15 protein-coding genes are annotated in these 20,212 nt (G+C 74.9%); 8 read left to right on the top strand and 7 right to left on the bottom strand.

Annotated elements, in window-relative coordinates; translation table 11 throughout:
- Positions 1-22 precede the first annotated feature (22 nt).
- Together IE118_RS24375 and IE118_RS24370 are read left to right on the top strand one after the other, a co-directional pair.
- Positions 23-415, top strand: coding sequence for an ankyrin repeat domain-containing protein (locus tag IE118_RS24375; protein ID WP_189560177.1), 393 nt, complete (start codon positions 23-25; stop codon positions 413-415).
- A 300-nt stretch (positions 416-715) separates the two neighbouring features.
- Positions 716-2,134, top strand: coding sequence for a HEAT repeat domain-containing protein (locus tag IE118_RS24370; RefSeq protein ID WP_189560176.1), 1,419 nt, complete (start codon positions 716-718; stop codon positions 2,132-2,134).
- A gap of 162 nt (positions 2,135-2,296) precedes the next feature.
- Here the strand turns inward: IE118_RS24370 and IE118_RS24365 are convergent, their stop codons facing one another.
- From IE118_RS24365 to IE118_RS24345, 5 genes are read right to left on the bottom strand one after another with little or no spacing between them, the layout of a single operon-like run.
- On the bottom strand, positions 2,297-3,166 hold the full coding sequence (locus IE118_RS24365) for a 5-oxoprolinase subunit C family protein (RefSeq protein WP_189560175.1): 870 nt from the start codon (positions 3,164-3,166) through the stop codon (positions 2,297-2,299).
- A complete protein-coding gene (locus IE118_RS24360) occupies positions 3,163-3,792 on the bottom strand; it encodes a 5-oxoprolinase subunit B family protein (protein WP_189560174.1) in 630 nt (209 codons plus the stop codon). The genes IE118_RS24365 and IE118_RS24360 overlap by 4 nt, the downstream gene beginning before the upstream one ends.
- The gene (locus tag IE118_RS24355) at positions 3,789-4,547 is read right to left on the bottom strand and encodes a LamB/YcsF family protein (protein WP_189560173.1); all 759 of its coding nucleotides are present in this window, start codon (positions 4,545-4,547) and stop codon (positions 3,789-3,791) included. Before IE118_RS24355 ends, IE118_RS24360 begins: the two co-directional genes overlap by 4 nt.
- Positions 4,548-4,605: 58 nt before the next feature.
- Positions 4,606-5,451 carry a putative hydro-lyase gene (locus IE118_RS24350; protein WP_189560172.1) on the bottom strand — a complete coding sequence of 282 codons (846 nt, stop codon included), beginning with the start codon at positions 5,449-5,451 and terminating at the stop codon, positions 4,606-4,608.
- The gene (locus IE118_RS24345; protein ID WP_189560171.1) at positions 5,448-6,767 is read right to left on the bottom strand and encodes an MFS transporter; all 1,320 of its coding nucleotides are present in this window, start codon (positions 6,765-6,767) and stop codon (positions 5,448-5,450) included. The genes IE118_RS24350 and IE118_RS24345 overlap by 4 nt, the downstream gene beginning before the upstream one ends.
- 134 nt (positions 6,768-6,901) lie before the next feature.
- On the opposite strand from IE118_RS24345, the gene IE118_RS24340 reads away from it, so the two are divergent.
- From IE118_RS24340 to IE118_RS24325, 4 genes are all read left to right on the top strand, one after another.
- A complete protein-coding gene (locus tag IE118_RS24340) occupies positions 6,902-7,606 on the top strand; it encodes a GntR family transcriptional regulator (protein ID WP_189560170.1) in 705 nt (234 codons plus the stop codon).
- A 103-nt stretch (positions 7,607-7,709) separates the two neighbouring features.
- Positions 7,710-9,236, top strand: coding sequence for a hypothetical protein (locus IE118_RS24335; protein WP_189560169.1), 1,527 nt, complete (start codon positions 7,710-7,712; stop codon positions 9,234-9,236).
- 49 nt (positions 9,237-9,285) lie between these two features.
- Positions 9,286-10,167, top strand: a complete 882-nt coding sequence (locus IE118_RS24330; RefSeq protein WP_189560168.1) for a hypothetical protein — start codon at positions 9,286-9,288, stop codon at positions 10,165-10,167.
- 36 nt (positions 10,168-10,203) lie between these two features.
- Positions 10,204-14,856, top strand: a complete 4,653-nt coding sequence (locus tag IE118_RS24325; protein ID WP_189560167.1) for a coiled-coil domain-containing protein — start codon at positions 10,204-10,206, stop codon at positions 14,854-14,856.
- Between the two features lie 25 nt (positions 14,857-14,881).
- On the opposite strand, the gene IE118_RS24320 is transcribed toward IE118_RS24325, so the two are convergent.
- Positions 14,882-15,679: an IclR family transcriptional regulator gene (locus tag IE118_RS24320; protein WP_189560166.1), complete on the bottom strand. Its 798-nt coding sequence runs from the start codon at positions 15,677-15,679 to the stop codon at positions 14,882-14,884.
- Between the two features lie 118 nt (positions 15,680-15,797).
- Positions 15,798-16,409 (bottom strand): hypothetical protein, encoded by a 612-nt coding sequence (locus IE118_RS24315; protein ID WP_189560165.1) that lies wholly within the window; start codon positions 16,407-16,409, stop codon positions 15,798-15,800.
- A 418-nt stretch (positions 16,410-16,827) separates the two neighbouring features.
- Between IE118_RS24315 and IE118_RS24310 the strand changes: the two genes are divergently transcribed.
- Positions 16,828-19,776, top strand: a complete 2,949-nt coding sequence (locus IE118_RS24310; protein WP_189560164.1) for a nitrate- and nitrite sensing domain-containing protein — start codon at positions 16,828-16,830, stop codon at positions 19,774-19,776.
- Entirely contained in the window at positions 19,773-20,207 is a 435-nt protein-coding gene (locus IE118_RS24305; protein ID WP_189560163.1) for a roadblock/LC7 domain-containing protein, read from the top strand. Before IE118_RS24310 ends, IE118_RS24305 begins: the two co-directional genes overlap by 4 nt.
- The last annotated feature ends 5 nt before the right edge of the window (positions 20,208-20,212 follow it).

Here is a 20,212-nt window from a genome sequence, read left to right as displayed (position 1 = left end):
TGCAGTGAGAGGTGGTCCGGCGATGACCGATGCCCCCGACCCCGAGGTCGTGGAGCTGGCGACCAAGATCTTCGACCTGGCCCGGCGCGGCCGGACCGAGGAACTCGTGGCCTACGTCGACGCCGGGGTCCCGGCCAACCTCACCAACGACCGGGGCGACGCGCTCGTGATGCTCGCCGCGTACCACGGCCACGCCGACACGGTGCGCGCACTGCTGGAGCGCGGCGCCGACGCCGACCGCGTCAACGACCGCGGTCAGACTCCACTCGCGGGGGCGGTCTTCAAGGGCGAGACCGCGGTGATCGAGGTCTTGCTGAAGGGCGGCGCCGACCCGTCCGCCGGCACCCCCTCGGCCGTCGACACGGCCCGGATGTTCCAGCGCACGGAACTGCTCGAGCTGTTCGGCGAGCGCTGAGCCACACGCTCCGACCAGCGAAAACACGGAAAACGGGGGAGGCGGTACAGGGCCGCCGAAATTTCGGTCGCGGTGGATGTGACCGCCGGGTCATCATGACGACGTGATTCACGGACGCGATGGCTGGGCAGGTGTTGCCGCACCGCGCGGGCCGTGACGCGGCCCGCATGGGCCACCGACGAGAGGCAGGGAGAGATGGTCTACAGCAAGCAGGAAACGGCGGGCGCACCGACGTGTTGTCACGCGGCCAGGTAATGCACGTCCCCGGTTGCGTCGACGCTTGATGTGAGGCTGTTTCCCATGTTCGATCCGGTCATAGCGCCCAGTGGTACGCTGCTCGGCCTGCTCCAGCGGGGCCGCGGCGACGGCACGCTGCACGCGCTCACCGCTCCGCGACCCGAAGCGCTCGCGGCGCTGAACCACTGCGTGCTGCGCGACCCGCGCCACGACTGGCAGGTGGAGAACCGCTCCCTCTACTACGCCCGCCTCTACCTCGATCTGCACGGCGAGCTCGACGCGGTCGAGGCCCACCTCTTCGATCCGGAGGACGTCCTCGACACCGAGGAGTCACGCACCGGTCTCGCGTTGGCCGTCCTCGGACACCTCGCCTCCTACGGCAGGCGGGACGCCCTGGAACTGCTGCGCAGGTACGCCGCCCACGGCACCAACTGGGCCTGGGCCCTGGACGAACTGGCCCTCCGGGACGACGACGCGGGCCTGCGCGCCCTCGCCACCCCGGTGCTCGCCCGGTTCGCCACCGACGCCGAGGGGGAGGCCGAGCTGGCCGCCACCGTCCGCGACGCCTTCGAGCCCCGGCCGTGGCGGCTGTGGGCCGACGATCCGCGCCCGTCGGTCGCCACCCGCGTGCGCGCCGCCCAGGAGGCCGGCTGCTTCGACCGCTGGCAGCGGCAGATGCGTCCCACCGGACCGCGCCCCGGCTGGAGCGTGCAGGCGGTGTTCGCATGGGCGGAGCAGGGTCTGGAGCGCGGCGCCGCGCTCCACGTCCCGGCCGCCCGGTGCCTCTCCGCCGTGGCCGGCCCGGAGGACCGGCCCGAGATCGTCCGGGCCGCCGAGGACGGCACCGAGGGAGCCCGCTGCACGGCCCTGCGGTACCTCGCCGACAGCAACGACCCCGACGCCCTGACGCTGATCGAGCGCGCCGTGGCCACCGGCTCCGCGCCCGTCGTGGAAGCCGCCGTCGACGCCTTCGAACGCATGCGCAGTCTCGCGGCCGTCGACCGGGCGCGCGGCTGGGTCCGCCGGCCCGACCCGCTCGGCGCCGCGGCCGGCCGGGTGCTCGCCTGCCGGGGCGGTCTCCAGGACCGCGACCCGGTCCTCGCGGCCCTTCGCGAGGCCGTGCGGGGCGAAGGCCCCGACGCCCCCACCCTGTGGACCCTCGTCGATGGCGCCGGACGCCTCGGCATCGCCTGCGCCGCCCCGGTCCTGCGGCACATCTACCGCGAGACCGCCTCCTCCCACCTGCGCGGCAGGGCCGCCCGCGCCCTCGCCGCGACGGACCCCTCCTTCGGCACCGGCTTCGCCGTCGAGTGCCTGTGGGACTGCGAGGAGACCACGCGCGAGGTCGCCGCCCGGCACGCCGAGACCGGCGACACCCGGGTCGTGGACCGCCTGCGCAGGCTCGCCGCCGACCCGGCCGAGGAGGCCGAGGTCCAGACCGCCGTCCGCAGCCGGATCGGCCCCGAGGAGACCGCCGTGTGACCCGCGGCACCCCGCACCCCGCACCCGGCACCCGGCGCCCGGCTCCCACGGCGGCTGCCCCGCCGGCCGGACGAGTGGGGACACCGTCCCCCCGGCCCCTCCCTCTCCCCCGAACCGCCCGGCGAAGACGCCGACCACCTGCCGTTCGGGACCCTCAGCGCCTCAGCGGCGGCGTACGGCGACGAAGCGGAGCGGGGTGCCGGGCGGGGCCTGGGCGGCGGCCGGGAGGTCGGCGCGGTGGACCACCGCGATCACCGGATAGCCCCCCGTGGTCGGGTGGTCGGCCAGGAAGACCACCGGGGTGCCGTCGGGCGGCACCTGGACCGCGCCCAGCATCATCCCCTCGCTGGGCAGTTCCTCGCGCCTCGCCCGCTCCAGGGCGGGACCGGCCGTACGCAGGGCGATGCGGTTGCTCGCCGGTGACACGTGGTAGGTCCGCGACGTGAGGAGCCGTACCGCCTCCGGGGTGAACCAGTCGTCGCGCGGGCCGGTCGTGACGCGCAGCACGAGCACGGCCGGGGGCGCGGGCTGCGGAGCGACGTCCACACCCCCGTGGCCCTCCCGCGGCGGTCCCAGCGGCAGTACGGCGCCGTCCGTGAGGGGAGCGGGGCCGAGGCCCGAGAGCAGGTCCGTGGAGCGGCTGCCGAGCACCGGCTCGACGGCGATCCCACCGGAGACCGCCACGTAGGAGCGCACCCCGCGGACCACCGCCCCGACGTCCAGCACGGAACCGGCCCGCACCCGCACCGGCGCCCCCCACGCGGCCGGGCGACCGTCCACCCGGACCGGGCAGGGCGCCCCGGTGACCGCCACCGTGACCGTCGAACGGGGGCGTACGGAGCAGCCGTCGAGGGTCGTCTCCAGTACGGCGGCGTCCGGTGCGTTGCCCGCCAGCCGGTTCGCGAGGGCCGCCGCGGGCCCGTCCAGCGCGCCGGAGCGGGGCACGCCGAGATGGGCGTGACCGGGGCGGCCCCGGTCCTGCACCGTGGTCAGCGCTCCCGCCCGTACGACGGCGAGCGCACGGTCCGTCATGCCGCCGGCTCCGAGGCCGTCACCGGGACGAAACGCACGCGCGTGCCGGGGGTGAGCACCGCCGCCGGAACCCGCGCCGGGTCCCACAGCACCAGGTCGGTGGTGCCGATCAGCTGCCAGCCACCCGGCGACGACCGCGGGTACACCCCCGTGTAGGGGCCGGCCAGCGCCACCGCCCCGGCCGGGACGGCGGTGCGCGGGGTCGGCCTGCGCGGCACGTCGTAGCGCGCCGGCAGACCGGTGAGGTAGCCGAAACCGGGCGCGAAGCCGCAGAAGGCGACACGGAACACGGCTGCCGCGTGCACACGGGCCACCTCCCCGGCGGGAACCCCCCAGTGCGCGGCGACGTCGGCCAGGTCGGGACCGTCGTAGCGCACCGGTATCTCGACCGTCTCCGCCGCCCGCGGGGGCACGGGCGGCAGCCGCAGGGCGGTCAGTTCGGCGGCCAGCCGGCCGGGTTCGGACACGCCGTCGAGCAGCACCGTACGGGCCGCGGGCACGATCTCACCGGCCCGCAGTGAGCCCTCCGCGCGACGCCGCAGCAGCTCCGCGTGGAGCGCCTGCGCCTCGTCGCCGGAGGACACCTCGACGAGCAGGGCGTCCCGGCCCACGGGCAGCACCCTCATGCGAACGCCTCCACCCGGACCCCGGCCGCCTCCAGCGCCGCACGGACCCGCCGGGCCAGATCCACCGCGCCGGGCGTGTCGCCGTGCAGGCACAGGGAACGCGCCCGCACCCCGACACGCCGCCCCGACCGCGCGGCGACCTCCCCGCGGCGGGCCAGGTCCAGCGCGCGCGACACGACCCGCTCCGGGTCGGTGACCACGGCGCCCTCCTCACGGCGCGGCACCAGCGTGCCCTCGTCGGTGTACGCCCGGTCGGCGAACGCCTCCTCGACCACCGGCAGGCCCGCCTTCCCGGCCAGCTCCAGCAGACGGGAACCGGGCAGGCCGAGCACCGGCAGCCCGGCGTCCGCCAGGACCACCCCGTCGACCACGGCGCGGGCCTGTTCCTCGTCGCGCACGACCCGGTTGTAGAGCGCCCCGTGCGGCTTGACGTAGGCCACGCGGGAGCCCGCCGCGCGGGCGAACACCTCCAGGGCGCCGATCTGGTAGGCCACTTCGGCCGCCAGCTCGCCGGGCGGCACGTCCATCGCGCGCCTCCCGAACCCCGCGAGGTCCCGGTAGGAGACCTGGGCGCCGATCCGCACCCCGCGCTCGGCCGCGAGCTCGCACACCCGGCGCATCGTGGCCGCGTCACCGGCGTGGAAACCGCAGGCCACGTTGGCGCTGGTGACCACGGACAGCAGCCGCTCGTCGTCGGTGAGCCGCCAGCGGCCGAAGCCCTCGCCGAGGTCGGCGTTCAGATCGATGGGGGTCATGGGTTCCTCGCTTCTCCTGTTCGTGCCGAGGGCCGGGTGCCGGGTGCGGGCGCGTCCGTCACATCACGCGGAACTGCTCGTCCCGGGCGTCGGTGAGGAACATCTGCCCCGGTGCGTGGGTGAGGGCGAACGGCGGACGGGAGGCCATCACGGCGGCCTGCGGAGTGACCCCGCAGGCCCAGAACACCGGGATGTCGTCCGGCTCGAAGTCCACCGGATCGCCGAAGTCGGGCCGCCCGAGGTCGTCGATGCCCAGCCCGAAGGGGTCCCCGCAGTGCACCGGACCGCCGTGCACCGCGGGCAGCAGGCTGCTCTCCCGGATCGCCGCGGACAGCCGCCCGGGCGGTACCGGGCGCATGGACACCACCATCGGACCGCGCAGCCGTCCCGCCGGGCGGCACTGCCAACTCGTCACATACATGGGAACGTTGCGGCCCTGCTCAAGGTGCCGGACCGGGACGCCCGCCGCCGTCAGCGCCCATTCGAACGTGAAGCTGCAGCCGATCAGGAACGACACCAGGTCGTCGCGCCAGTGCGCCCGTACGTCCGTCGGCTCGTCCACCAGCTCGCCGTGCTCCCACACCCGGTAGCGGGGCAGGTCGGTGCGCAGGTCCGCGTCCGTGGCGAGGACGGTGGCCGCCGACCCGGCGTCGGTGACGTCCAGGACGGGGCAGGCCTTGGGGTTGCGCTGGCAGAACAGCAGCATGTCGTACGCCCAGTCGGCGGGCACCGAGATGAGGTTGGCCTGCGTGTGCCCCGCGGCCACCCCGGCCGTGGGTCCCGCGAGACCCTCCCGGAAGCGGGCGCGCGCCGCACCCGGGCTCCACTCGCCCGCGTGCTCGTCGGCGAGCACCACGGGGCGGTCGGCCACGGCGGCCGGTGTGCGGTCGTCGGCGGGTTTCACTCGAGCTCCTTCCCACGCGTCTCCGGCAGCCCCAGCAGCGCGAGGGCCGCTATGCCGTACCCGACCGCGCCGAACACGAGTGCCCCGCCCACGCCCCAGCTGTCGGCCAGGAAGCCGACCGTCGTGGGGAAGACGGCGCCCACGGCGCGGCCGGTGTTGTAGGTGAAGCCCTGTCCCGCGCCGCGCACGGCCGTCGGGTACAGCTCGCTCAGATAGGAGCCGAAGCCGCTGAAGATGGCCGACATGCAGAACCCCAGCGGGAAACCGAGCACCAGGACCAGGGTGCCGGCACCGCTCGGGATGTTCGTGTACGCCAGGATGCACACCGCCGACAGCAGGGCGAACAGCCAGATGTTGCGCCGGCGGCCGAGCCGGTCGGTGAGGTGACCGCCGGTCAGGTAGCCGAGGAAGGCGCCGGAGATGAGGAAGGTGAGATAGCCGCCGGTGCCGACGACGGACAGGCCGCGCTCCGTCTTCAGGTACGTGGGCACCCAGGTGGCGAGCGTGTAGTAGCCGCCCTGGACGCCGGTGGACAGCAGCACGGCGAACAGCGTGGTGCGCAGCAGTCCCGTCGACCCCGGCCGGTCCGGTTCGAAGAGCGCCGTGAACGAACCCCTGCGCGGACTCCGCTCCCGCGCGGCGGCCGCCTGCGGCGCGTCGCGCACGCTGCGCCGCACCCACACCACGAGCAGCGCAGGCAGCGCGCCGGTCCAGAACATCACGCGCCAGGCCAGGTCGTCGTCGACCAGCGAGAAGATCACCGTGTACACGATCACGGCCAGCGCCCAGCCCACGGCCCAGGAACTCTGGACCGCGCCGAGGGTGCGTCCCCGGTGCCGCGCACTCGCGTACTCGGCGACGAGGATCGCGCCGACCGCCCACTCGCCGCCGAAGCCGAGACCCTGGAGCGCGCGGAACACCAGCAGCGTCTCGTAGTTGGGCGCGAACCCGCAGGCCACCGTGAACACCGCGTAGGTGATGACGGTCAGCAGCAGGGCCTTCACCCGGCCGATCCGGTCCGCCAGCACGCCGGCGAGGGCGCCGCCGACCGCGGAGACCACCAGGGTGACGGTCGTCAGCAGCCCGGTCTGGCCGCTGTCGAGGTGGAAGTACGCGGACAGCGCGACCATGGTCAGCGGCAGCGTGAAGTAGTCGTAAGAATCCAGGGCATACCCGCCGAAAGCGCCGCCGAACGCACGTCGGCCGCGCGGCCCCAGTGCCCGCAGCCAGCCGAACGCCCCGTCGTCGCGGGGGAGTCCGGGCGCCGCGGGGCGTTCTTCGCCGGTCAGGGTCTTCGGTGGAGGGGTCGTGCTCATGGGCACCTCGCAGAGGGGGGACGGAGGGTGCGGGAAGAGATGAGCCGTGCCGTGCGCAGCAAGGTAGAGGATCGTTGAACGATCCTTCAATACCCCCGTTGTCTCGTCCCTCCGGGTGCGATTGAATTCCGGGCATGACGGAGCAGCTGAGCGGACTGGCCGACGACCGCGCCCTGTTGGGCCGCACCAGCACCGCCGAGCGGGTCGCGGACATCCTCAGGAGCCGGATCGCCGAGGGGTACTTCCCGCCCGGGACCCGGCTGTCGGAGGACAGCATCGGCGGCGCCCTCGGTGTCTCGCGCAACACGCTCCGCGAGGCGTTCCGGCTGCTCACCCACGAGCGGCTGCTCGTCCACGAGCTGAACCGGGGCGTGTTCGTGCGGGTGCTCACCGTCGAGGACGTCGAGGACATCTACCGCACCCGCCGGCTCGTCGAGTGCGCGGTCGTGCGCGGCCTCGGTGACCCCCCCTACCCGCTCGACGGACTCGCCGCGGTGGTGGAAGCGGGGCGCCGGGCGGCGCGCGAAGGTGACTGGAAAGGAGTGGGTACGGCCAACATCCACTTCCACCGGGAACTGGTGGCGCTCGCCGCCAGCGAGCGCACGGACGAGCTGATGCGCAGCGTCTTCGCCGAACTGCGCCTCGCCTTCCACGTCGTGGACGACCCCCAGAAGCTGCACGAACCGTACATCGCGCGCAATGCCGCCCTTCTGGACGCCCTTCGGGACGGTGACCGGGAGCGGGCCGAGCAACTGCTCGCGGCCTACCTCGACGTGTCGCTGGAGCGGGTGGTGGAGGTCTACCGGCGCCGGGTGGGGGAGGACGGGCAGGGCGGCTGACCCGGCCCCGGCCGGGCGCCGGACCGCGGTGTGACAACCGTGACGCCGGGGCCCATCTGCCTCGTTTGGGTCCTTGTCAGACCGAGGACCTAGTCTGTGCACCGTGACTTCGCCTGCATCGACGGACAGCGTTCCGCCCCAGCTCAGCGCGGGGCCGAGGCCCGCGCCGGGTCCGGCCGCCGACGAGGGCCTGGCGCGGCGGCTGCGCGCGCTCGCCTGCACCGCGCCGCTGCACGACCTCGACGCGCGCAAGGCCAACCTGGCCGGTGAGTACTCGGTGTACGGCATGGCGGAGATCGCCCTGGCGGGCATCGACCTCGTCACACTGAACATGGACTTCGACACGGGCGCCGACCACGAGCAGATCGTGACCCGCCTCGTCCCGCGCATCGCCGCCCAGGCCCCGCGCCGCCCCGCCGCCGAGCACGAGCGGGTGGCCCGCTGGGTCCTGGAGAACCTGATCAACGTCGGCAGCGTCGACCGCGGCTTCCGCGCGGTGTACGGCGTGTTCGGGGCGGACGGCACCTATGTGCGCCGCGACTACGACTTCAAGCTCATCGAAGAGGTCCCCGGCCCCGGCGGCACCGTGTACCTGCGCACCACGGACGAGGCGGTCAACGTCCTGGTCGGCGCCCTGGACACCGATGTCACCAGCGCGCAGATCGCCGCCGAGGTCAAGCTGGAGGTGCTGATCAGCCGGGGCCGGCTCGCCGACGCCCAGCTCGCCGCCGAACAGGCCCGCTACCGCACCGTGCAGTACTCCGAGACGCTCCGCCGGGCGCTGGACGCCACCCGGCGCAACGTCCGCGCGGTGGACTGGCTCAGCACCGTGCCCGACATGATCGCCGAGGCCCTCGACCACGTGGCGGACCGCTACCGCCACGAGAACGCGATCCTCACCAACATCCGCAAGGCCCGTGACGAGTCCGAGGACCCCGAGCACAAGCGCCGCGCCGCCGAACTGGTGGACATCGTCAAGGACTGCATCCGGCGCCACACCCAGCTCCAGTCCCGGCTGCTGGAGGCCGGCCCGCTGTTCCGCGCGGAGCAGGACCGGCAGGCCTTCGCCACCCCCACCGCGGCCTCCGGCACCGACCTGTACGGCCAGCTCCTGGCACCCCTGCTGCCGCTGCCCGTGGAGCGGGCGTCCCGGGTCACCGACGCCTTCTTCGCCCACGGCACCGGACTGCGCACCCCGGTGTCCGTCCGGGTCGCCGACCTCGTCGACATCCTGCTCACCCCGCCGGTGGAGCGGGAACACCTCGGCGCCGAGATGCCGGAGCCGGACCTGATCGCCACCCCCGACGACAGCCGCTTCAGCGAGGAACAGCTGGCGGCCGCCACCGAACTGCTGGACCTGCCCGCCGACGCGCCGCGCCGGCTGTCCGGCCTGCTCGCCGAAGCCCGCCGCCGGGACCCCGAACTGCCCTACCTCGTCGCCCTCCTGGCCGTCCACGCGGCCAGCCCGCCGGTCGGCACCGCCTACCGCCAGGGCGAGCGAAAACTGCTGTTCGCCGTGGACGACGGCATCGAGCTCGACGATCCCGAGTTCGGCGGCGCCGACCTCGTCGTCGGCACGGCCCTGCTCGACGCGGCGGGCATGGCCGCGGACCGGACGGAGGCGGCATGACCGGGCCGGCCGCGCGAACCGAGACGAACCAGAACAAGGAGCCACGACCGTGACCGAGCACGTCGAGTGGAGTGAACCGGAGGCCGCGGCCGCACCGGCGAGCGCCGCCGTCACGCCCGCCGACACCGCCGACGCGGCCCGCCTCGTCGCCTTCGGCCTCCAGCCGAAGCTCCAGCCCGCCCGCGACCAGGAGTACGCCGACCTGCTGCGCCGCTACCGCGAGGACCCGCCCTTCGCGCGCCTCGCCGACGCCGTCGCCACCGGCCTGGGGCTGATCGTCCTGGAGGTGTCGCCGCGCGCCGGCATGGCCGTCACCGCCGCCGAGGACTCCGTCTTCGCCGTCCGCATGGGCGACTACGCGCGCCGCACCTCCGCCGACGGCGGCGACCGCTTCCTGCACGGCCTCGCCCACCTCGCCGTCGCCGCCATGGCCTTCCCCCGCCCCGAGGACCTCGCCGACGACGGATACATCGGCCGTGTCACGGTCAACGGGGTCGACGCCTTCGTCCGCCAGGCCTGCCACCGCCTCGAGGAACGCGCCGCGGAGCAGGGCGAGAACACCGACCCGGTCAGCGACGCCCCCGGTCTGGAGGCCGCCTGGCGGATCTGGGCCAGACGCAGCTCCACCGGCGCCACCAAGGACGCGCGCCGGCTCGCCGGCTCCACCACCGGCATCGTCGCCAAGGCCGTCACCTTCCTCACCGAATCCGGCTTCCTCCAGCGCACCGGCGACGACAACGGCGGCACGTACCGCACCACCGCCCGCTACCAGCTCCAGGTACGGGACATGGCGGGCGGCGCGGCCATGGCCGAACTGCTGGAGCTGGGCGTCGTCCCCGTCACCGACGGCACGCCCACCCTGCTGCCGCCCGAGGACACCGACGACCTGGAGCTGGTCGCCGACGCCGGCCTGCCGTTCCACTCCGCCTGACGCCCCCCACCTCACGAAGCCTCACGAGAGTCCGCCATGTACGAGCTGTCCCGGGTCCGCCTCTACTCCATCGGGCCTGCCGGCGCGCGCTACGCCGACACCGTTCTCGACCTGCGCGGAGTCGGCGGGGTGGTCCCGGACCCCGCGCCCACGCAGGCGGAGTTCTTCGAGGAGGAACCCGTCGGCCCGCCGCGCCGGCCCGCCCCCGCCGGAGTGCTCTTCCTGGAGAACGGCGGCGGCAAGTCCGTCCTGCTCAAACTGATCTTCTCGGTGATGCTGCCGGGCCACCGCAACACCCTCGGCGGCGCCAGCTCCGGCGTGCTGCGCAAGTTCCTGCTCGCCGACGACTGCGGCCACGTGGCGCTGGAGTGGCAGCACGTGCAGACCGGCGAGTGCGTCGTCGTCGGCAAGGTCAGCGAATGGCGCGGCCGCCAGGTGTCGGGCGACCCGCGGAAGTTCGCCGAGGCCTGGTACTCACTGCGCCCCGGCCCCGGACTCGGCCTGGACAACCTCCCCGTCGCCGAGTCCACGGCCGTACGGCCCTCCGCCGAGGGCCAGTCGGGCGCCCGCGGACGGCGCCGCACCATGAAGGGCTTCCGCGACGCCCTGACCGAGGCCGGCAAGACCTACCCGCACCTGGAGGTCCACTGGGAGGAGATCCACGAGCGCTGGACCGAACACCTCGGCGAGCTCGGACTCGACCCCGAACTCTTCCGCTACCAGCGGGAGATGAACGCCGACGAGGGTGAGGCCGCCGGCCTCTTCGCGGTCAAGAAGGACTCCGACTTCACCGACCTGCTGCTGCGCGCCGTCACCGACACCCGCGACACGGACGGACTCGCCGACCTGGTCAGCGGCTTCGGCAACAAGCTGGGCCGCCGCGCCGAGCTGATGGCCGAACGCGACTTCACCGCCGGGTCCGCCGACCTGCTCGGCCGGATCGTGGAGGCCGCCGAGACCCGCGCCCGCGCACGGGAGATCCACACCGCGGCCGAGCGCCGCACCCGCACCCTGGCCCGCCGGCTCACCGCGCGCGGCGCCCGGGAACGCGTCCGTGCCGCCGATCTGGCCCAGCGCGTCACCGAGGCCGCGCACGCGGTCACCCACGCCGAGTCGGCGCGCGGGCACAGCGCGCTCGTCTCCGCCGAACTCGCCTACCGGCACGCCTCCCTGGCGCTCGCCGCCGCCGAGAAGTCCGCCGCCGCCCAGAAACGCGAACTCGCCGACGCCCGCACCCTCCACTCGGCCTGGCAGGCCGCCGAGGCCGTCCTGCGCCACCGCGCGGCCGCCGACCGCGTGGCCAGGGTGTCCGCCGCGATCCAGGAAGCGGAACGCGACGCGGCACCGGCCCTCGCGGCCCGCGCCAGGGCCGCCGTCGACCTGGTCCGCGCCCTGCACGCGGCCGCACAGGACGCCGAGGACCTCGCCAACGAACAGGAGGAGCGGTCCGCCGCGCTCCAGGAGGCCGGCGACGGCGCCCACCGGGACGCCACCGCCGCCGCCACCGAGGCACAGCGGGCCCGCAGCGAGATCGGACACCTGCGGCAGCGCCTCACCGAGGTCGAACAGGAGACCGCCGAGGCGGTACGGGCCGGCTGGCTGGACGACAGCGCCCCCGACGCCGACCCCGCCCGGGCCGCCCTGGCCGCCAGCGACGCCGAGCAGGCCGCGGTCGCCGCCTGGGACACCGCCCGCGAGGCCTCGGCCAGGGCCACCGAGCACGCGCGGGAGGCGGCCGCCGCCGAGAGCCGCGCGGAACTCACCGCGGCCCGCGCGGCCGACGCGGCCACGGCGGCCGAGCGCGCCCACGAGGGCGAGCGCCGCACGGCCGAAGCGCTGGCCTCCGAACAGCGGCTGGCGGAACTGCTGAGCCTGCCGGGCGGCTCCGGCGGACGGCGGACCGGCGTACCGGGGCCGCGCACGGCGGACCACGCCCGGAGTGCGGCCGACTCCGGGCCGTCGCCCGACGAGGACGCCCTGACCGCCGAGGAACTCGACCGCTTCGCCGACGAACTGCGCGACCTGCTCGACGACGCCGTCTCCTCCGCCGAACGGCAGCTGTTCGACCTGCGCACCGCCGCCGCGGACGACGCCCGCATCCTCGGCGCCCTCGGTGACGGCGGCCTGCTGCCGCCCGGCCCGGACGTGCTGGCCACGGTCGAGTTCCTCGGCGAGCACGGCATCCCCGCCCTGCCGGGATGGCGCTACCTCGCCCAGGCCGTCGACCCGGTCGACCACGCGCGCGTCCTCGCCGCCCGCCCCGAACTGGTCGACGGCGTCATCATCACCGACCCCGGCTCCCACCTCCGCGCCCGTGAGGCGCTCGGCGACGCCGCCCTGCTGCCCCGCTCCGCCGTCGCCGTCGGTACGGCCGCGGCCCTGCTCGCTCCCACCCCGGCGCCCGGCGCGGACACCGGCGACGTGTTCCTGGTACCGCCGAACCCGGCCATGCACGACGAGCACGCCGCCGACGAGGAACGGCGGACGCTGCGCGCCCGGGCCACCGAGCGGGACGAGGAGATCCGCTCCCTGGCCGCCCGGCTCGGCAAGGACCGGGAACTGGCCGCCCGGCTGGCGTCCTGGCGCACCGGCTGCCCGGCCGGACGGCTCACCGAACTGGCCGGGGCGGCGCGCGAGGCGCGGGCCTTCGCCGAGGAGACCGAGGCCGAACTGGCCGAGGCACGCACCGTGCGGGCGGAGGCCGAGGAGACCGCCGTCGAGGCCGCCCGGGTCCGCGACGAGCGGCAGGAGGCCGCGCAGAAGGCCCGTCGCGCCGCCGACGCCCTCGCGGGACTCGCCTTCCGGCTGCGTGAGCGGGCCGGCTGGCAGGTCAGGCTGCGCGAACTGGCGGACGACGCGGCCGAGGCGGAGGCGCGCGCCCAGACCTGCCTGCAGCGGGCGCGCGCCGCCGACGAGGACCGGCGCGGCGCCCAGCGCGCCGCCGACGACGCCCGGCGCACCGCCCGCGCCCTGCGCGCCGAGCGCTCCGAGATCGCGGGCGCCCCCGACGACGTACCCGAGGACGGCACGCGGACCCCGCAGGCGGCGTCACTGCCCGCTCTGCGCGAGGCGTACCGGGCCGCGTCGCAGGTGTACGAGAAGGTCGGCGTCGGCGCCGACCTGCGCGCCGAACAGGCCCGCGCGGAGAGCGACGAGAGCGCCGCCCGCGCGGAACTCGACCGGCTCAGCAACAAGGTCCGCACCCGCGCGGAGCTGCTGCTGCAGTCGCCCGACGGTTCCGACGGGCCCAGCCGGCAGGCCGCCGCGGCCCGCGCCGAGGAACTGGTGCAGCTCCTGGAGACCCGGATGTCCGGCGCGAGCGAACAGCTCGGCCGGCTGCGCGGCGAGGCCGAGCGGCTCGCGCCCGAGGACGGCGAGGCGCACACCGCGCTCCCCGGCGAACTGGTCCCCGACGACGCCGGCCACGCACAGACACTGCTGCGCACGGCGACCACCGAACTGGCCGCCCACAGCGAGGCGCTGCGCCAGGCCCGGGAGGCCCACACCGGACTCCTCGACGCCCACCGGGCCGCCGAGGACGCGGCCGGCGGGTTCGACGAGATCGCCGCGATGCTCCGCGACCTGCTGCGCGAGCACACCCCCGAGGACGAGCGGGAACAGCCCGAGCCCTACCCGGGCAGCCCGGAGGAGGCCCGGCAGTCCGCCGCCGAGGCCCGCCGCTCCCTGCGGGGCTGCGCCGCCGACCTGTCCGCCGCCGAGTCCGCCGTGCGCGAGGCGAGCGACGTCCTCGTCCGGCACGCCAACTCCACGCGCTACGAGCAGGTCCGCACCCCCGCGCGTCAGCAGATCCGCGAACTGCCCGCCGCCGCGCTGCCCGAACACGCACAGAAGTGGGCCGACGCCTTCGCGCCCCGGCTCCGGGTCCTCACCGACGAGCTGGAGCAGCTGGAGCGCAACCGCGACTCCATCGTGGACCGGCTCCGGGGACTGGTCGAGTCCGCCCTCGCCACGCTCCGCTCGGCCCAGCGGCTGTCCCGGCTGCCGGAGGGCCTCGGCGAGTGGTCGGGGCAGGAGTTCCTGCGCATCCGCTTCGAGGAGCCCGACCAGGCCACCCTCACCGAGCGCCTCGGCGAAGTCATCGACGAGGCGACCCGGGCGGCCGTGCGGAAGAACTCCGACCTGCGTCGCGACGGCATGTCCCTGCTGCTGCGCGGGGTCGCCGCCGCCCTCCGGCCGAAGGGCGTCGCCGTCGAGATCCTCAAGCCCGACGCGGTACTGCGCGCCGAGCGGGTGCCCGTCGGACAGATGGGCGACGTGTTCTCCGGAGGCCAGCTGCTCACCGCCGCCATCGCCCTGTACTGCACGATGGCCGCCCTGCGCTCCAACGACCGCGGCCGGGACCGGCACCGGCACGCCGGGACGCTGTTCCTGGACAATCCCATCGGCCGCGCCAACGCCACCTACCTGCTGGAACTCCAGCGGGCGGTAGCCGACGCGCTCGGCGTCCAGCTGCTGTACACCACCGGCCTGTTCGACACGACGGCGCTCGCCGAGTTCCCCCTCGTCATCCGGCTGCGCAACGACGCCGACCTGCGGGCCGGCCTGAAGTACATCAGCGTGGAGGAGCACCTGCGGCCGGGTCTGCCCCAGCAGGTCCCGGACGGGGAGGCGCACAGCGAGATCACCGCGACCCGCATGTTCAAGCGGCCCGCCCCGGCGAGCGGCTGACCGGCCGTCTCCCGGGGCGGCGGGCTCAGAAGCCGTAGCCCATGCGCCGCGACAGTTCGGCCGCGGCCGCCGCGGTCCGGCCGCCCAGCCGGGGCAGCCGCCCCGCGGTCAGCCGGTACACGGGCCCCGAGACACTGATCGCCGCGATCACGGACCCGTCGTGCGAGCGGACCGGCGCGGCCACCGCGGCCAGCCCGAGCTCCAGCTCCTCCCGTGTCACCGCGTAGCCCTGCTCGAGGACCCCGTCCAGCTCGTCGCGCAGGGCCGGCGGGTCGATGACCGTGCGCTCCGTGAACCGGGGCAACGGGCGGGCGAGGCGGTCCTCACGCAGGGCGGGCGGCATATGGGCCAGGAACACCTTGCCGCTGGAGGTGGCGTGCAGCGGTGTGCGTCTGCCGAGCCAGTTCTGTGCGGTGACCGCCGCCGTGCCGCGGGCCTGCATGATGTTGACGGCCGCGTCCTCGTCCACCACCGCCATGTTCACGGTTTCGCCGAGCTCGTCCGCGAGTTCCCGGCAGACGGGGACGCCCTCCTGGGAGATGTCGAGCCGCAGTGCGGCCGCCCCCGCCAGACGCAGGACACCCGCCCCCAGGCGGTAGGCGCCGTGTTCCCTGGCCTGGGCGACCAGGCCGCGGTTCTCCAGCACGCCGAGCAGCCTGAAGGCCGTCGACTTGTGCACCCCCAGCTCGCCGGCGACCTCCGTAACTCCCGCCTCGCCGCGCCGGGCGAGGATCTCCAGCACGCTCACGGCACGGTCGACGGACTGCACGGCGCTCGCGGCACCCTTGCCGTTCTTCCCGGGCTCGCTCCCGGCGCGGGTCATGGTCGGGCTCTCACCATCTCGTCGAAGTGGTTGCGCAGGACGCACCGGGGCGCGCCCTGCACAACCTCAGCCTACCGAGGCGGCGTCCGCCGACGGCGGCCCCGTCACCGTGACCGGGTCAGGAGTGGGACAGCTGTCCGGCCCCGCCGCTGCGGCGTATGCGTCCCCTGGCGCGCTGCGCGGACCGCTCCTGACGGTGGGCGCGCCGCCGCTCGCGCCGCAGGGCGCGCGCCGTGCTGCTGGGCACGGACACCACGCCGTGGCGCTGGTTCCACACCTGGCGGGTCACCCACACGTCCAGCGCCGCCCAGGTCGCCAGGATCGTACTGGCGACGCTGCTGATGACCATGGGAAAGGCCAGCCAGGACCCGGCCAGCGTGCACAGGAAGGCCACCATGGCCTGAATCATCGTCACCGAGATGACGAGCACCGCCCGCACGGCGGCCGTCCGCACCGGATCCGGCAGCCGGCGCCGGCGCGCCGGCCCCTCGACCCACAGTGGCCGGTAAGGGCCCTGCGCGCGTGCACCGCCGGACTCGCCCGCTCCCTCCGCGGCCTCCGGGGCGGCACCGTCCTGGACCGCTCCTGCGGCCCCCTGCGCGGCCGCCGCGGCGCCCGGCCCGCGCTCGGCCGTGAGGGTGCCGTTGCCGGGCACCCCGGCATCCGGCCGCGACTCCTTCCGTGTCGCCGCGTCGCCCTCGGGCGCCTCGCGCCGCTCCGCCGTGCCCATCAACGTGTCACTCCCCACCGCCAGCAGACCGCTCGCCCGTGTCCGAAGACCCGACACCTCAGTGGCTGCCCGGCTTGCGCTGTTTTACGCCGCCCGGGTACGGGACACGGCTCCTGTGGCCGATTCCGCCCCCATTTCCCACAGAGAAGGACGAACGGCGCGACGGGAAGATTCCCGAACGGGAAAGAAATCGGCCAACACCGCCCGCCCGCACGGGAGATAGGCACAGGGCGCGTGCCCCGTTCCGCGGGAGTCAATCTCCCGCAATGAGCCGACAATTGCCCATCTCCCGCCACCGGTACGGAAGTACAGCTTCCGGACGGGTCTTCGAGTTGCCCCGGCAGCGGTAGTAGGCTCGCGCCGTTTGTTGACGCACATGTGTACCCCCGGACGTCCGGGGGCCGAGCTGGGGGAGGCCATGCGCTTTCGCGGGAAGTCCATCCGCCGGAAGATCGTGGCGCTGCTTCTCGTGCCGCTGGTGTCCCTGACGACGATCTGGGCCTTCACCACGGTGCTCACGGGCCGCGAGGCAAGTCACCTGTCCGACGTGTCGTCGGTGATGGAGGAGGTCGGCTACCCCGTCGAGGACACCGTGCGCGTCCTCCAGCAGGAGCGCCGCCAGACCCTCGTCCACCTCGCCGACCCCCGTGCCTCCGACGGACTCGCCGCACTGCGGCGCAGCCGCGCCGCCACCGACAAGGCCGTCGCCGTCGTCCGCGGCAGCGCGGACGACGACCGGGTGCGCGAGGCCATGCACGACGACTCCAGCGAACTGAGCGCGGTCCTGGAGTCCTTCAAGGGCATCGAGTCACTCCGCCGCAGCGTCGAGGACGGCACCGTCGGCCGCGCCCAGGCCCTCGACCTCTACAACCGGCTGATCGACCCCTGCTACGTGCTGCTCGCCAGTCTGCACGTGGTGGACGACGTCGAACTGGACAAGCAGTACCGCGCCCTCGTCAGCCTCGCGCGCGCCCGCGAACTGCTCTCCCGCGAGGACGCCCTCCTCGGCTCCGCACTGATCGTCGGCAGGCTCTCCCGCGCCGAGGTGCGCGACATCTCCGACCTCGTCGCCCAGCGCACCCTCCTGTACGACGCCGGCCTGCCGGAGCTGCCCGCCGACGAACGCGACCGCTACGAGACGTTCTGGAAGAACGCCGCGTCCGCACCGCTGCGCGTGGGCGAGGAGGCCGCCGTCTCCTCCGGCAGCGGGCCGCCCCGCGGGGTCACCGCGAAGAGCTGGGACACCGCCGCCGGCAACGTGCTCGCCGAGCTCGGCACCCTCAACGACGAGGCCACCGACCGCTACCAGGACCGGGTCCGCCCGGTCGCCATGGGCGTCATCGCCCAGGCCGTCGTCGTCGGCGTCCTCGGGCTGATCGCCCTCCTGGTCTCCCTGTTCCTCTCCGTACGCGTCGGCCGCGGCCTCATCCGCGACCTGCGGAAGCTGCGCCTGGAGGCGCACGAGGCGTCCGGCGTGCGGCTGCCCGGCGTGATGCGCCGCCTCTCGGCCGGCGAACAGGTCGACGTGGAGACCGAGGTCCCGCGCCTGGAGTACGACAAGAACGAGATGGGAGAGGTCGGCCAGGCCCTCAACACCCTCCAGCGCGCCGCCGTGGAGGCCGCCGTCAAACAGGCCGAACTGCGCGCCGGCGTCTCCGAGGTGTTCGTCAACCTCGCCCGCCGCAGCCAGGTGCTGCTGCACAAGCAGCTCACCCTGCTGGACACCATGGAGCGCCGGACCGAGGACACCGAGGAGCTCGCCGACCTCTTCCGGCTGGACCACCTCACCACCCGTATGCGCCGCCACGCCGAGGGCCTGGTGATCCTCTCCGGCGCCGCGCCCTCCCGGCAGTGGCGCAAGCCCGTCCAGCTCATGGACGTCGTACGCGCCGCCGTCGCCGAGGTGGAGGACTACGAGCGCGTCGAGGTCCGCCGGCTGCCCAGGGTCGCCGTCACCGGCCCGGCCGTCGCCGACCTCACCCACCTGGTGGCCGAACTGCTGGAGAACGCCACGGTGTTCTCCCCGCCGCACACCGCCGTGCAGGTCGTGGGCGAGCGGGTGGCCAACGGCTTCACCCTGGAGATCCACGACCGCGGGCTCGGCATGGCGGCCGACGCGCTCCTGGACGCCAACCTCCGGCTCGCCGAGACCCCGGAGTTCGAACTCTCCGACACCGACCGGCTCGGCCTGTTCGTCGTCAGCCGTCTCGCCCGGCGCCAGAACGTCCGGGTCTCCCTCCAGCCCTCCCCGTACGGCGGGACCACGGCGGTCGTCTTCATCCCCGACGCGCTGCTGACGGACGAGGTCCCCGACACCAACGGTGTCGGCTTCCGCCTCGACCGGCCCCACCGCGCCACGGACAAGGAGCCCGAGGAGAGCCGCCGCGCCGCGCTGTCCCAGGTGCCCGTCCCACTGCCCCGGCTGCCCGCCTCGGTGCTGGACGGACCGGTCGAACTGGAAGCCCCCGTGGACCTGGACGCCCTCACCGGCTTCCCCAGCACCCTGGACGACGAGGACGGCGGCCTCTTCCGCCCCCGTGGCTCCCTGGCCGGGGACGAGCGGCCCGGCCGCGGCCACGAGTCCCACCTCCCGGCTCCGGGCGCCGCGCGGGACACCGGCGAACCGGCGGACGCTCCGGTTCCTCTCACCCGCAGACCCACCCCCAAGCTGGTCAGCTCCCACGGCCGCCCCGTCCGCGACCAGGGTGCGCGTGCCGAGCGCGGCGACGGGGAGAAGAAGACCGCACGGCCCGGCCGCCCCGAACTGGAGGCAGCGCCCGCGCCGCCCTCCCGGCGCCGCGGCGAGAACGCCGCCGGACGCCGGGAACCCGGCCGTCCGGACCCGGAACCCCTCGCCCCGCTGCCCGCCCGCCGCCGCACCGAACGGCCGGCCCCGGGTCCCGGGCACGGGGAGAAGGACGCGGAGACACCACCGCCCCTGCCCGCCCGCCGTCGTACCGCGGACCGTGCCCGCCCCGCGGCCGGCGGCGCCGGACGGAGCGGCACTCCGGCGGGCGAGCCGCCCGCCGGCCCGCCCCGGGGCGCCCGCCGCCCCGCGATCGCGACGAGCGGGCCCGACGACTCCTCCCCGCCGCAGGACGGGACCGGCGGCCCCGCTGAGCAGCCGGACGGCGGATCACTGCCCCGCCGGGTACGGCAGGCCAGCCTGGCCCCGCAGCTCAAGCGCGGCACCGGACCGCGGAACGCGGACCGGCCCCGGCCCGTCGAACGGGACGCGGACGAAGTACGCAGCCGCATGGCCTCGCTCCAGCGCGGCTGGCAGCGCGGCCGCGAGGAGAACGCCGACGGCGACGAGACCGGCCGCGGCACGGCACCACGACGAACGACTAAGGGGGACGGTCGATGACCGCACCGAGGGCCACCGGCCACACCGAGACCGACAAGGGGGAGCTGAACTGGCTCCTCGACGACCTGGTCGACCGCGTCGCCAGCATCCGCAAGGCGATCGTGCTCTCCGGCGACGGCCTGCCCACCGGCGCGTCGAAGGACCTGACCCGGGAGGACAGCGAGCACCTGGCCGCCGTCGCCTCCGGCTTCCACAGCCTCGCCAAGGGCGTGGGCCGCCACTTCGAGGCCGGTGACGTCCGCCAGACCGTCGTCGAACTCGACGAGGCGTTCCTGTTCGTGACCGCCGCCGGCGACGGCAGCTGCCTCGCCGTCCTCGCGGACGCCGACTCCGACGTCGGGCAGGTCGCCTACGAGATGACGCTCCTCGTGAAGCGGGTGGGCGTGCACCTGGGCGCCGCACCGCGCACCGATCTGCCCTCGGGCGGGTAGTGAGA

Source organism: Streptomyces pilosus (assembly GCF_014649835.1).
Classification (GTDB): domain Bacteria; phylum Actinomycetota; class Actinomycetes; order Streptomycetales; family Streptomycetaceae; genus Streptomyces; species Streptomyces pilosus.
Note: the sequence above shows the minus strand (reverse complement) of the source record. Positions and strands in the feature narration are given on the sequence as shown.